Here is a 14,590-nt window from a genome sequence, read left to right on the forward strand (position 1 = left end):
TTAATTCATCAGGAATATTTTTATATTTGATAAGGTCGGCTTCTTTCATTATATTTCCATTCTCTTATCCTTTTTTACTGTCTTTTCTCCTTTCCCATTTTCTTCCTGCCTGATCTTTTGCTGATTTTCTTTAAGTGTTTTTAATACGGAAGGTTTTCTTTCCATACTTTTAGGCTTTTTCTCATTGCTTTTTTGAATGTTTGTACCTTGCCTTTCACCTCCATTTCTCACAGCTGTTTTTTCACTTGTCTTAATGTCTTTATTTTCATTATCCGATTGACTAATCTCTTCCTTATTTCCCTTATTTAACTTTTCCTCATCCTTTTGTATCTCTTTAGATAAGGTATCCAGTTTTTCAAGGCAGTTATTAAGCTTCTTTTGCTGCTCTTTTATGAAACTTTGCATTGAGTTTACAAGTCCCTTTACAATTCCTATTTTCATCTCAACAAACTTTTCCTGTGCCTTCGTAAGGTTATAGGTAAGCTGATGTTTCATACTGTCATAAAGGTGCTTAATACTTCCTACCGCCTTTTCCTGAAGATTAATAAGAGATTTCCCTACTGCCCTAATATCCTTGGCAATAAGGGAGCTAAGGCTTATATTATCCATTTCATTAAGTCTTTTGATCTCCGCCTTAAGACCTGTTATTTCATCTTTAAGTGCCTTTAACTCTTCAATATTTACATCAAAGTCATTATTTTTTAGCTCTTCTTTAAGCTCCCCGGCAATTTTAAGCTGTGTATCCGTATTATCTTCTAAAAAGTCGGCTGTTTTTGTATATTCTTTTTTGATCTCATTTATAACTTCCTTGGTCTGTTCTTCCTGTCTTTGAATGTTTTTATTATCGTTCATTTCGTCCTCCTTAAATTCTGTTCTTTATTGTTTTTATAAGATCCATTGTAGTTGCGTAATTCCTGTATAACCTACTTCCCATATAAACCATGCAAATGCAATGGCATTGCTTTTATACTTTTCAAACTCGGCATTTTTAGCACAGTTAAGTCTTTTGGAAAATACATATACCTTTTTTATAGGATATTTTTTAAATAACTCATATCTTTTTTGTCCCTCCAAAAATGCTAAGCGAAAAAGCATTGCTATTTTTACTTTCGGGGCAGATATTTCAAGGGCGTGTTTTAGAAATTTATCCGCACAAAAATAAGGCGGATTGGTTACTATGTCTAAGGTATTTTCCTTAATCGTAAAAAATCCACCTCTCTTTTGCTTCCATATCCTCTGTAACAAATATCCTCCGCTTTTACCCTGTATCCATGCTCTACCAGTACTTTTCCAATATGCCCCTGACCGCAGGCAGGCTCATATATTGTTTCTCTGAAATTTTCTCTTATTAAAAGCTCCTTTGTTGCTCTTTTATCTGTGGCATAAAAATCCAAGACCTCTCTGTCTTTACCAAGTTTCATCAATGTATCAAACATAGATTATCTTCCCTGATACTTGGCAATAGTTTCTTTTATCTCGGTTTCAACACACGATAAAAATGCTTCATTTGATGCTTTACCCAGTGCTATATCAGACAAGTTCATTTCCCACTTGGCTGTTGTTTTAGCTGACTTAAAGTTATCCTCCACTATCTCTATAAGAGCTTTTCCTTTTTTGGTTGCAATAAGATTTTTCTTATCTCTTTCTATGAAATCCTTGGAAATTAAATTTTCTATAATACCTGCTCTTGTTGCCGGTGTTCCAAGTCCCCTTCGCTCAACCTCAATTCCCTTTTGCAGTGCATCATTACCTGCAATCTCCATAGCCTTAAGAAGAGTATCCTCTGTAAAATGCTTTGGTGGTATCGTATATTTTTCTTTTATCTCTTTATCCTTGATTTTAAGTACATCTCCCACATTTATATCAGGTAATACAACATCTTCATTTTTCTTTGAACCGTACTGTTTAAGATATTTGGTAAAACCTTCATCTGTAATGACCTTACCGCTTACCTTAAATTCAAATATATCACCCTGACTTTCATATACCGCAACAATCTTTGTTATATTTTCAATTAAGGGATAGCCTGTACTTGCATGGAGTTTATTTAAGATAAGGTTATATATTTTTCTTTCACTTTCAGGAATTGTGGACATATCTTCCTCTAAAGAACTTACTGTAGGTATGATTGCATGGTGATCCGTTACCTTAGCTGAGTTAAAAATAACTTTAATTCTCTCCGTATCAAAGTCATTTTTACCAAGTATGTTATTTATCGTATTTATAATCATATCTTCCGAAAGATATCGGCTGTCCGTCCTGGGATATGTAATCATTTTCTTTTCATAAAGGCTTTGTGCATAGTCAAGTGTCTGTTTTGCACTGTATCCGAAGTACTTGTTACATTCTCTTTGAAGTGTTGTAAGATCAAACGGCAAGTCAGGTTTTGTAAGCTTTTCCTTTTTCTCCACATTTCTTACTGTGATTGTATTTCCTACCACATTTACTAAATCTTCTACAATTTCAAGGCTGTCTATTCTGTCTGTTGAAAGAGTAAAACCGGTAAAATAAAGCTCACCTATATAATATTTTTCTTTCTTAAAAGCTGTTATTTCATCATCTCTTTTTACTATCATGGCAAGCGTGGGTGTTTGTACTCTTCCAACAGAATAATTTTGATTGTAAATAAGGGAATACAGCCTGCTCATGTTCATGCCGACAAGCCAATCCGCCTTACTTCTGGCAAGAGCTGATTGGTATAGATCTTCATACTCTTTTCCCTCTTTTAGCTGCTTAAAGCCTTCTTTAATTGCCACATCTTCAATTGATGAGATCCAAAGTCTTTTGATATTCTTTTTACAACCTGCCTGCTCATACACAAGCCTAAAGATCAACTCTCCCTCACGCCCTGCATCACAGGCATTAATAACAGCCTCAATCTCTTTAGAGTTCATCAGCTTTTTAAGAGTGTTAAACTGCCCCCTAGTTGCCTTTAAAACCTCATACTTATACTCACCCGGAATAATCGGTAAATCCTCCAAGCTCCACTTGCCATACTTTTCATCATAAGCTGAAGGACTTGCCATCTGTATTAAATGTCCCACACACCAACTTACAATATATCCACCTCCTTCATAGTATCCGTCCTGTCTGCCGGTTGCACCGATTACCTTTGCAATACTCATTGCGACACTCGGCTTTTCACATATCACTAAATTCATTTATAAATCCTCCTTTTTTTGCATGAAAAAAGGCAATCCGAGTTTTTCCTTCTGATTGCCTTTTGGTTTTTGGTGTTTAATTGTTCAAAAATATAATTTTGGCTTAAATCTATTACGGTTTACTTTCATGTGATTTTACCCCTTTAACTCTTTCTCTCAAACTTAACTGTATACATATTAACAATATCATCTTTTCTAAGCTTATATATATGCAGCAATTCATTAATTTTATTTATATCATTGATATTCCCGTTATGACACAAAGTACTATAAAAATCACGTAGATTCTTTCTAAAAAATGTCAGTTCTTTCTCAGTCATAACTCTCATATTTTCATTTGGAGAAGCAACTATATCAACAAATTTAGATGGGTGAACAATTATTGGTATACATTCATTTGGGTATACATAATTCTCCTTAAACCAATGAACCGATCCTGATAATTGATTACAATAATCTTTCTTTATTGTTTGAGTAGTAGCCTCCGTCTTACATTCAATTACCAAATACTTACTTGAATCAATAGCCCATAAATTATCTGGTCCATATCCTCCAGTTTCTTTGTCTGGTCTCGAACATACAAAACCAAGAGATACCCCAACTTGATTTAGTGCTTCCTCAAATTTCTCATATTCACTCTCCATACATAAATTTGACAAAATTCCGTCTATATATACTAATAATTCATTTAACCCAAGCTTTCTTGCAGATATATTTGTGCTAATAGCTTGTGCTTGCGGAATTGTATTAATTGTTCTTTTATACTGTATACCTCTAATAGGTGAAAGAATAGCTGCACTTAAATTCTTTCCAACTGTTAATATTTCTTGAGCAAGAACAGGGTCTGTTTTATTTGTATATTCAGCCTGAATCTGACATAAATATCCTTTTGTTCTTTTGTCATCCTCTTTATCCTTAACCATTTTAATAGTTTCTGCAGCATCAATCCATTGCATATTTATGGATTTTTCAAAAGCTTTTCTTTGAGCAACTATCCTTTCATCTACCCTCGCCTCATTTGAATACTTAACCGTGGCTAAACTCTCCTTGCAAGTTTTTATCCATTCTGGATTTTTTTCTAAAGAATAATTTGCAAGTTCAAATATCTGATCAATTGTTGGCTTTGAACCTGTTTCACTCACTAATAAATCCCATAATTGTTTTGAAAGATCATATTGACATTTCGTAGCCGCACTAAAATAATCTATTCCCTTACCTCTTGATAACACATCTGAAAGTTCATCCCCCATAAGAACAACACAACATTCATCATCATTAAAACGCACTCCTCGTCCCATACCTTGTTCAATTCTTTGAACTTGCTCTCGTAGCAGAATAGTACTTTGAGGAGCTACACTTTGAATATATCTATCTTTAATACTATTTAAAGGCGGAAGTCCATCAATGACCAACATTCTACAAGCATCACCTGGCAAATCAATCCCATCATATCTATTAACAAAAATCACTTTTCCTAAATGAACACCGCTTTTTAATTTATTAACTACTTTATCTATATTATCTTTTGTCGCTGTTCGTTCCCTTTGTTCATCCCAAAATTCCGCTCTAGAAAAAGAAGGCACAAGTATCACTACATTATATTTTTTAGCTATTTCCTCAACTTTTTTCTTTATCTCAACTTCTGATATCTCGCTGTTTATATGCTTAGGAAAGATAACTAATCTATCTCCAATATCATTAGCATTTTCTGGTGTGATAATATTTTTCATATCCCCTATATCTAATCCAAGTGCAGAAATAAACACACTATCATCGGCTAGTGTTGCACTCATATATATACGTCTACTTGCATCTTCAAGACTAGATATATTATATAAATCAATTCCTTTAGGAGATATTTCAATCGTAGAAGCTGTAATTATACAATCACATGTATCCAAACTTCTCTCTAGCAATGGTAGTCCAAAGTATATTTCGCTATTATCCTTATTATTATATTTCTTTAATATTCTATAAACATTGTCTTGCTGTCTTTGCCATTCCCAATATGGAACCAGTATATTTTTTCGACAATCTTTCATTTCAACAACATCAATGTAACTCTTTGGATTATAATCTCTTAATGACGAACTAAATATAGCTATTAGTTCCCTATATGCATCCGTTCCAGCATTAATTCTTATCATAAATTGGTCAGTAATTTTATCCATACATGCATGAACATCATCAATAATAATACTTCCTATTGGATAATTCCCACACTCTCTCATCCCAAAATAACTATGACCATTTACAATAGTCTGAATAGAGGTAACAAGAATTGCTTTTGAGTTTGAATAGTTATAATCATCTTTGTCCGCTGTTACAAAAATTCCTAATCTCTTAGCTTCATCAATAACCTGCATAACCAAGTAATTATCAGGTACCACATATATAGCTGGTCCTTTTCCCTCGTTTAAACAACTCTGAAGCATAATTAACCCAACTACTGTTTTTCCACTACCCGTATTCATTTTCAAAATTACATTTTTTTCATTTCTAACATCAAACCATTTTTTCCATACCTCACTTTGAACATCCCGAGGATACCCGTACCCCATTGCTTTTGAAGGTAATGTCATAAAAATCTCTCTAGGCTCAATCGTTTTTGTCTTTGAACTAGAATTAAGTTTTGATAAAAGATTCATTGTATACTCCTTGAATTTTAAATTATAGTATATTTACAATTATTGTACCTCAAATACTAAGTATAGTATTTTTTTATTTACTTAAAATCTTTAGCTCTAGTTTCTTCTCTTCACATAAGCTTACAACACTCATTATACGACATCAAAATTTCGGAAATATTTTCTTTAGAACAGAGTATAACCTCTGTATCTACCTGAAGAAAATAGTATACAGCTTTACATTTATTGAAGAATTTTCTATCTACAGTAAATAACTTATCTGCTTTTGTTGCATATATTGCATGTGAAACATCATGAATTCCTGAAATCGTTGTATCCTCTTTTTTTTCTGCATTATAGCCATTTATATTTAGTATACGAAATAGTATCTCTATTATAAATTCTAATACCTTATGAGAATCCTTTATTTTAGAATACATCCCTGAGTATATCTTTAAATCTTCCGGTAAATCTTTATCTACACCGCACAATTTAAAAACCGAATTTTCATACCTGTTATTATGTTTTTTTATAATATCTTTCATATTAGTATTTAATTGACTTATTGCATTAACCATATCCTCATACTCCCAAATTTTGTCAAATTCAATATTAGAGATATTTTGATATTTTTTCTCTTTATCACAAAGTTCTTTGTAATGCTCTTTGTCTACTTTATACTTATGTTTACCATCAATCTCTATCCTTTGAGTTGTATCATATTTTACTATACGTTCATAGCAAATAAAAGGCGATTCTTTTTTAATTATTATACTTGTCATAGATGGCAAATACTCCATATCATTAGTAAATTTAGAAATTTGCGAAAGAATATTTTTTTTATTTTCTAAATAATTACTATCCCCTTTTTTTAATGCCTTATAAACTTCTTCAATATGGGCTGGGCTATAAAAAGTTCACAGACTTTTTTAATAAGTCTACTGCTGAAACTATTGATTTATCTATTAATGAGTAAATATAAATATTATGATCCAGATAAAAATCCATAATAAATCTCCTTTTAATTTGATGTTTCTTATAGATAATAGCTTATCTATGATTAGTAAATACTTTTATATTTGTATCTATAAATATCATACTATATATGAATAAAAAATGCACTATATTCTTTATCCTTTTCTACTCATCATCATCTTCCTCATAAGCATCTATTGCCATATCATCAACTTCTTCCTGCTCCGTTTCCTCTTGTATTTCTTCCGGTTCTTCTATATTATCCTCGCTTTCATAATCATCCTCAAGTTCATTATAGTCTTCATCCTCACTTTCTTCCTGTTTTTTCTTATAAATCTTAAAATAATATCCTGCTCCGGCAACTGCCATAACAAGCAATCCTAAAAATATATAAAGTCCTCCTCCTTTACCTTCTTCCTTCTTTTTAGGCTCTTCCTTTACCGGTTCTTCTTTTGTTACTTTTGTTGGTGGCGGTACCTCTTCTATCTTTTTTACTTCCTCTTTAGGTTTTTCTTTTGCTTCAACCATATTTAATAAATCATCTTCGCTTACTTCTGTAAGCAGCATGACATTTTGTCCTTCTTCATCATAATTAATGATTAGATGAAAGGTCTTTCCGGACTTTGTTTTAAATGTAATGAACTGTCTGGCATCGGCAAAATATTTACCACTTTCATCCCCCGTATTTTCTCCATGATAAATAGGATAGCTTTGATTAGCATTATTTACATTTTCTATAAGATCCGCCTTGGCACTGCCCTCTGCTGTAGGAATACCTTTATTTATACCATCACTTTGGCTACCTAACTGATTATCACTTGGAAGCTCTTTTGCATCCAGTTTATTCGGAAAGCGTACTTCCCTTTCTTCTTTATTATCTTTACTTGCTGTTTCCTTAATTGCCTCAGTTTCTATTTCACTTTCATTAACCTGTGCAAAAATATATGTAGGGTAAACATTCCCTATAATAAACATCACAAGTAGGCAAATAACTCCTACCAATCTTTTCACCCTGTTCTTTTTAGATTTCATTTCCTTCATTTGTATCCTCCATGATTTTTTCTCTGTTTTCCTCTACTCCTTTAGAATTTTCCGGCTCTTTCATTTTCTTTTCACTTTGCCTTTCCTTTTTGTAATTTCTCATCATTTCTAAAAACTCATCAAGTGAAATATCAATGCTTCTATATTCTTTTAGAACCTCGACTTGCTCCATTTCCTCCTGCTCTTCTTTAAGTATTTCCTGCCTCAGCCTAAGTTCTTCTATTTTTTCTTCTATTGCCTTTTGATTTTCGATATTCTTTTGATACTTTTTATTCAACTTCTTCCTCCTGTTATTTAACTCTACCGAAACCATAGAAATGTTCTATCCAGTAAGGTGTATTTATACTTACAAAACGAATAGGATTGCCTGCATGTATCATCATTCCGTCTCCTGCATAGATACCTACATGGGATATCGGACTATTGCTGTTATAAGTGTTTTTAAAGAAGATAATATCCCCCGCCTTTGCTTCACTTGGAGATACAGGATTACAATAAGTTTTATAAATCCCCCAAGCAGTGGTTCTTGGCATATTTTTAACTCCTGAATGCGTGAAACTCCAGCATACAAAGGACGAACAATCAAAGTTATTCGGTCCGTTTGCTCCAAACACATATTTTTTACCTATATGTTTCTCCGCTTCGTTAAACAATGCCTTAACCGTTACATCATCAAAGGCGATTCCCGGATTTGAAAAGTCGGAATTGTTTACAATCTCCGATAAATCCCCATTATCGCTCCCAAAAACAAGCTCCATATTGCCTTTACTTGAAAGCAGTGCTTCATAGTGGGCTAAATTGTTGGGATTGGAATTAAATACTTCTCTGATGATATCGTCCATTTCTCTTTTTTCTAAGTTTACAATAAGTTTTTTATATTCATAAGCTTCTTCATGGCTTTCTGTCTGCTCATTCCCTGCTTCATCAATATAGCTTGATGTAACGGTTTTGTATCTGATTTCAACTTCTTCATCATAGGTCAATGTATACATTTGATTAAACAGCTGTTGTATTTCTCCGGCTATTTCAGATACTTCCTTTACCACACCATATCGAGATGTAATATAGGATAGCAACTCATGGACATTATGACCGATTTTTTCTTTTCCGTTTATTATATATTCATCATATCCCGAATGAGTTTCTTCTACGCTTTCCATTTCTTCTTGCAGTCCCTGTTCTAAAGAAGAAAATTCCTGATTGATATTCCTTAAGGTCTCTTCTGAGGAAAGATAGGTTGTAGAAACAGTATCACTGATTGTTCCTGTTCCTATATTCATCACCATGCTTCCTGCCTGAAAGAGCATAAAAAATGTTCCTACCACCAAAAGTATTAGGAACATTATCTTTTTACTTCTTTCTTTTATAAATTCTGCAAACTTTTTGCTTCCCTTTGCTAAGGATTTTTTAAGCCCGTTCTTTATCCTTTCTTTGTATTTCTTTTGAAGTTGCTTTTTATACTGCCTCCTTTTAAAAAACTGTCTTAACCTTGAAGTGTTTTGATACTCGCTACTTTTCTTAAACTCTTCCATGTTTTTCTTAAAAAACAACTTTTTTCCCTGTTTTTCAATATCTTTTTCAAGCCTTACTACCCTTTTTTGTCTTTTTAATGCCCTACCTTTTCCATGATTGTGGGCTTTTCTTGCAAGATTTTCTATACCGTCTGTGGTCTTATGGGTAGCACTGACACCGGCATTGTCCTCTTGTCCACTTTCAAGATGCCTGTTTGCCGCTCCTACCACAACTACTGCACTTTTAGAAGATATGCCGTCTTTACCTTTATTTTTAAGCTGCTTTTCAAAGCTTTGCTTTTTATGCTGAAGCTTTAAAATCTTCTTTTCCTGCTTTCTAAATTTATCATTGGCTTTTTTTGAATATTCTTTAGGCTTAGGCTTTGAGTTATCCGGTCTTTCTCCTTTATTATCATTTTTTTCTTTTACTCCATCCTTTGTGTTTAGAGGATTTTTCTTATTCTTAGTCCTTGTAAATTCTTCATCTTCAAAGTTACTTTTAAAATACTTCTTTGAACGTTTCTTTAAGCTTAAATCTTCTTTGTCACGATTTTCTTTTAAGATTTTCTTATATCGTTTCCTATTTGCTTTTACTTTATTTTTAGACTTATCAGTTGGTATGGTTGTAGCATTTTCTTTATGCCTTTGCTCCTTGGCTGATACCTTTTGTAAAGCTTTATCATTCCTAAAGCCCATATCATACTGATTAGAAGCTATATTTTTATCCGTATCTTTAGATAAATCTTCATAGGTTTCTTTTTCTTTCTGATGAAATCTGCCTATCTGCTTTTGCCTGACCTTTTTATTCTTTTTTGGCTCAAGAAAAGATTTGCCCTGATTTATATTTCCCTTACCAGGTATCTCATAAGAATCACTGCCTTTATTTAAATCCTTATATTTATCCTCTATATCCGGATGATTTATAAATGTTTTCTTAGATGAGGATGTCTTTACTTCAGCCGGCATATCATCTTCAATAAGAACATCCTGATTTTGAACATCTTCTTTTTTATAACCTGTTTGATTTTCAGATGGAAAAGGCTTTATCTCTTGATTTAACGGTTTTTCTCTACTGTTTTTATACCTTACGTTCTTTTTCTCTCTCAATTTCTTTCACCTCACTAGTCTTTCTTGCAAACCCTATATATTCTGTATTTATCTTGGATTCTGCATACTGCTTCTCACTTTTTATCTTTTCCTGTCTCACTTAATTTTGTTGTAATCAGTGAGTACAGTTTTGTATTTTTAGGGAACTGGTCTATAAAGGGGACAATGGTATTTCCATAAAAGATTAAACCTTCTCCCTCATTACTGTTTGTTACATAGGAAAGCTGGTGCTTTGAAATATTAAGCTTCTTAGCCAGTGTATCTCTATCTGTTCCCGCCTGATTAAGCATTAAAATAAAGTCGGTATTATCAAAGATATTTTCAATCTCCGGACTTGCAAGAAGATCTTTGATATTCTGCGTTAGCCCCGTTGGCATACCTCCCCATTTTCTGAATCTTTTCCAAATCTCTATAGAATAGTTGGCTGTTTGCGGCTCTTTTAAAAGAAGGTGAAATTCATCAACGAAATATCTTGTTGCTTTTTTACTTGTCCTATTTATTGTTACTCTGTTCCAAACCTGATCTTGTATTATTAACATTCCTATTTTTTTAAGCTGTTTTCCAAGTTCTTTAATGTCATAGCAAACCACCCTGTTGTTTGTATCTACATTCGTTCTGTGATTAAATACATTAAGGCTTCCCTTTACATAAATCTCCATCTCTACCGCAAGTTTCTTTCCTATTTTCTCCTCCTGTTTTCTAAGAAGATTATATAAATCTTCCAGTATAGGCATATTTTCAGGTATCGGATTTTCAAAATAGGCTTTATAAAGAATTGGCAAGCACCTGTCAATAACTGAGATTTCTTCCGCACTTAGCTTTTTCTCTCCAACTACAAGTTCAAAAAGGGACAGTATAAAATCAGATTTTAATGACAACGGATTATCTTCATCCGCATAGTCGGTGTTGATATCAAGGGGATTTATATAGTCTTTTGAAATCGGTGATATTTTAATAACCTGCCCCTTTAGGGCATTAACAAGCGGAGAATATTCAGCCTCAGGATCTGCAATAATGATATCATCATCCGTAATCAAGAAAGCATTGGTAATCTCTCTCTTTGCCGCAAAAGATTTTCCGCTACCCGGTGTTCCAAGTATCAGCCCGTTCGGATTTTTAAGTTTCTTTCTGTCAGCCATGATAATATTTCGACTTAAAGCATTTAAACCGTAATACAAACTTTCACCCTTAATAAAGAGTTCCTCCGTTGTAAAGGGAATAAATACAGCCACCGAACTTGTGGTGAGTCCTCTTTCTATTTCCACCTCATTTATTCCAAGCGGAAGGCTTGCAACAAGCCCCTGTTCCTGCCTGTAGTTTAAGTTTTTAATGTTACAGTTGTGCCTGTTCGCAATGGATTTTAGTGTAAATACGGTATTTTCAAGCTTAGTTCTACTTTTACCTGTACTCATAATAAGGATCGTTACTAAAAACATCTTTTCATCATGATTTTGAAGTTCAGAAAGTAGGCTTTTTGCCTCCGCTCCATAAGTAACAAGATCACTTGGCAGGATATCTATATCATATCCTGCTCTGATTGCTTTTTTATTTTCCTCAAGTTTCATCTTATCAAGGTCGGTTATTTTTCTTTTTATATTTTTAATCGCTTCCATCCTGTCAACAGCTTTGATATGAAAGGTAACGATCATATTTTCTTCCACCTCTAAAAATTCTGAAAGCATTTCATCCTTTATATCCGATGCTAAAATCTGTAGAAAGTTTACCTCTGCAAATACTTCTCCCATCTTAAAATAGGTAGGCTTTGAAAAATTAAAGGAAGTCGGTACAATATATTCCTTTGTTGTAAGTCCGCTGTATTTCAAATCTTCAAAGTTAAAAATAAACCTGTCCTCAGGATTTAATATATCGTGAATGACTTTTAACCTTTCTTCTCCGTCAAGTACATAGCCCTTTACACCCATCTGCCTAAAGTTATTTAATATATCCGATTCTATTCTCTCTAATCTGCTTTTTGCCTGCTTTAAATCCTCAGCTTTTATGGTAAAGGTTAAATACATATTTTTTGACAGTCCGTTATTTCCCTTGCTACTTTGATTTAGGAGCATTTGTCTATATTCATTTCTTATCTCATTGAAATCATCCTCGGTTTCTTTGATATTAATAAGCTCTTTCCTTTCTTCATTCTCACCTATGCTGTTAATATAGTTAAACTCCACTTCCACACTTGAATCAAAGAAATTAAGAAAAGAAGAAAAGTCGGCAAATATCCCCTCCTGATCATCTTCTTCCATAAGTCTATAATTAATATCAAAAAAGCGAATAGTTTTATTGTATTTATCCTTTTCAACCTGACAGATCCCGTCCTTTAACATTCTTTTATAGGGAATTGTATCCTGTACGGTTTCCTTTTTCTTAGACTTTATCAGAAAAGGAAACCATCCCTTTTTTATGAATGATTTCCCGTCTTTTTTATTGCCTGTATTCTTCCTGCTTAACTTTTTTAACTCGGATAATTCCTTACTGTTTTTCCTAAGCTCCATTTCATCCCTTTGTATTCTTTGCTCCTGTTTTTTCTTCTTCTCCTTATTCAATTCTTCTCCTCCCATTACTCTTTAAGCCGGACTTATTTATAATTATTTTCTCTTTTATTTTGTCTTTCTTATCAGTGTTATAAATGCTTTCCATCTTATATATCCTTATCTTTTCAGCTTTATGAAACCTTACTATATATGCCAAATGCTTTTCAAATGGCAGATTATCTTTTTCATAAAGCGTTGCAAACAAAATCGGTAATACGACTATGCTCATCAGTATCATTGAAATATCCGTACTTAAAAAGTTTTTACATAACAGATAAACAGGAAAGCCTAATAGTCCTGCTATACTAAAGCCGATCAGCTGTCTTTTAGTAAGGTTAAGGGCTACCTTTGTTTTTACTTTGCTAAGATCCTTCGGTACTTTTACATATGCCATGCTCTTTTCTCCCTCTGTTCTTCACTATTTGAAAGTGCTTCTATATGTTCCCAAAGTGAGATGATTTCCTCTTTTACCTTCTCTAATTCTTCTACAAGTTCAAAATCAGCTTTATATAAGATATTTTTACCATCTTTTATTTTTACAAAGTCAAAATCTTTATCTAAAGGTACTGATGTATCCTGCCTTTTCCTGCTTACAATCTTTCCAAGCAAAACTCCTATAAAAAGTATTACTCCTGCTCCTGATATTATTCTCATTATTTTATTTAATATTTTCATTGCTACCTCCCGGTAATTATATTTTTACTTAAACCTGCTATTTTGATCTTCTTGTCTTTTACTTTTGCTCATTTTGAACAAAAGTCATCTAATGACTGTTAAGAATAGCCTTTGCTATACTTCCCGACTTCATCATCATTACTCCAAGTATCAATCCGTATGCCAGCACCTTTAAAATACTTACATGAATATCCGTAAAGTTTACGGTTTTTACAAGTACCGCATAGATCCCGAAAAAGATTAAAATAAACAGTCCTTGAAGTCCAAGTGCAAACAAACTTTTTATATAATTTGTTCCTATACTGCTCCATTCCTTATTTCCCATTGTGGCAAAAGGGATAGCGGCTACGGAACAGTAAATATAAATTTCAATCATTCTTCCGTATAAGATTACTGTAATCAAAACAGAAAGTATTGTTAAAGAGATTTTAACAAGTCCTGTCTCAAGTGAAATTCCGATGAGTGTTCCAACACTTTTTTCTTTTAGGGCATCAACCATAGCATCAAAATCTCCCGGTGCAATATTCGCACTGCTTCCCACAACCCCGGCTGCCTTTCCTACCATGTCCTGTGCAACATCAAAGACCGCCATGGAAAACTCAAAGGCGTGGGATACAAGCCATACAGCTACCCACATCTTTATGATGTATTTGAAAAACTCAAATGTATCCGTATCATGCATGGAATTTTTTTGCATTACCACTTGAATTAATTCAATACAACAGATTGCTGTAAGGATTATTACTGCTATGGGTAAAACGACATTCTCATTGATTGATTTTATGAAGGCAAATACCTCCGAGTTCCATGAACTCGGAGTTTTGCCAACCTCTCCGGCAACTGTTCCCACTTTCTCATTAATATCTAAAAGCATTGCCGAGAGATTATCCTTAATTACATCAATCATGATATTCTTGAAAAACTCATCTATTTTTCCAAATAAATCCAACATC

General features: G+C 33.3%; 13 protein-coding genes. All 13 read right to left on the bottom strand.

Annotated elements, in window-relative coordinates:
• Positions 1 to 48 precede the first annotated feature (48 nt).
• Positions 49 to 852, bottom strand: coding sequence for a conjugal transfer protein (locus EHV10_RS02055; RefSeq protein WP_124953083.1), 804 nt, complete (start codon positions 850 to 852; stop codon positions 49 to 51).
• A 33-nt stretch (positions 853 to 885) separates the two neighbouring features.
• Entirely contained in the window at positions 886 to 1,245 is a 360-nt protein-coding gene (locus EHV10_RS02060) for a hypothetical protein (RefSeq protein ID WP_330508386.1), read from the bottom strand.
• On the bottom strand, positions 1,182 to 1,436 hold the full coding sequence (locus EHV10_RS15180; protein ID WP_330508387.1) for a hypothetical protein: 255 nt from the start codon (positions 1,434 to 1,436) through the stop codon (positions 1,182 to 1,184). The genes EHV10_RS02060 and EHV10_RS15180 overlap by 64 nt, the downstream gene beginning before the upstream one ends.
• Positions 1,437 to 1,439: 3 nt before the next feature.
• Positions 1,440 to 3,161 carry a DNA topoisomerase 3 gene (locus EHV10_RS02065; RefSeq protein ID WP_128673188.1) on the bottom strand — a complete coding sequence of 574 codons (1,722 nt, stop codon included), beginning with the start codon at positions 3,159 to 3,161 and terminating at the stop codon, positions 1,440 to 1,442.
• Positions 3,162 to 3,304: 143 nt separating this feature from the next.
• Positions 3,305 to 5,809: a DEAD/DEAH box helicase family protein gene (locus EHV10_RS02070; protein WP_128673189.1), complete on the bottom strand. Its 2,505-nt coding sequence runs from the start codon at positions 5,807 to 5,809 to the stop codon at positions 3,305 to 3,307.
• Positions 5,810 to 5,919: 110 nt separating this feature from the next.
• Complete coding sequence (locus EHV10_RS02075) at positions 5,920 to 6,570, bottom strand: hypothetical protein (RefSeq protein WP_128673190.1); 651 nt, start codon at positions 6,568 to 6,570, stop codon at positions 5,920 to 5,922.
• A gap of 358 nt (positions 6,571 to 6,928) precedes the next feature.
• On the bottom strand, positions 6,929 to 7,804 hold the full coding sequence (locus EHV10_RS02080) for a CD1107 family mobile element protein (RefSeq protein WP_128673191.1): 876 nt from the start codon (positions 7,802 to 7,804) through the stop codon (positions 6,929 to 6,931).
• The gene (locus EHV10_RS02085) at positions 7,785 to 8,081 is read right to left on the bottom strand and encodes a conjugal transfer protein (protein WP_124953090.1); all 297 of its coding nucleotides are present in this window, start codon (positions 8,079 to 8,081) and stop codon (positions 7,785 to 7,787) included. The genes EHV10_RS02080 and EHV10_RS02085 overlap by 20 nt, the downstream gene beginning before the upstream one ends.
• A gap of 13 nt (positions 8,082 to 8,094) precedes the next feature.
• Positions 8,095 to 10,422 (bottom strand): C40 family peptidase, encoded by a 2,328-nt coding sequence (locus EHV10_RS02090; protein ID WP_128673192.1) that lies wholly within the window; start codon positions 10,420 to 10,422, stop codon positions 8,095 to 8,097.
• Positions 10,423 to 10,496: 74 nt separating this feature from the next.
• A complete protein-coding gene (locus tag EHV10_RS02095) occupies positions 10,497 to 12,923 on the bottom strand; it encodes a VirB4-like conjugal transfer ATPase, CD1110 family (protein ID WP_330508454.1) in 2,427 nt (808 codons plus the stop codon).
• Between the two features lie 43 nt (positions 12,924 to 12,966).
• Positions 12,967 to 13,356, bottom strand: coding sequence for a PrgI family protein (locus tag EHV10_RS02100; protein WP_128673194.1), 390 nt, complete (start codon positions 13,354 to 13,356; stop codon positions 12,967 to 12,969).
• Entirely contained in the window at positions 13,344 to 13,637 is a 294-nt protein-coding gene (locus EHV10_RS02105) for a hypothetical protein (RefSeq protein ID WP_128673195.1), read from the bottom strand. The genes EHV10_RS02100 and EHV10_RS02105 overlap by 13 nt, the downstream gene beginning before the upstream one ends.
• An 88-nt stretch (positions 13,638 to 13,725) precedes the next feature.
• On the bottom strand, positions 13,726 to 14,589 hold the full coding sequence (locus EHV10_RS02110; RefSeq protein WP_034215282.1) for a VirB6/TrbL-like conjugal transfer protein, CD1112 family: 864 nt from the start codon (positions 14,587 to 14,589) through the stop codon (positions 13,726 to 13,728).
• Position 14,590 lies beyond the last annotated feature (1 nt).

It is taken from the genome of Lachnoanaerobaculum gingivalis, from assembly GCF_003862475.1.
Classification (GTDB): Bacteria; Bacillota; Clostridia; order Lachnospirales; family Lachnospiraceae; genus Lachnoanaerobaculum; species Lachnoanaerobaculum gingivalis.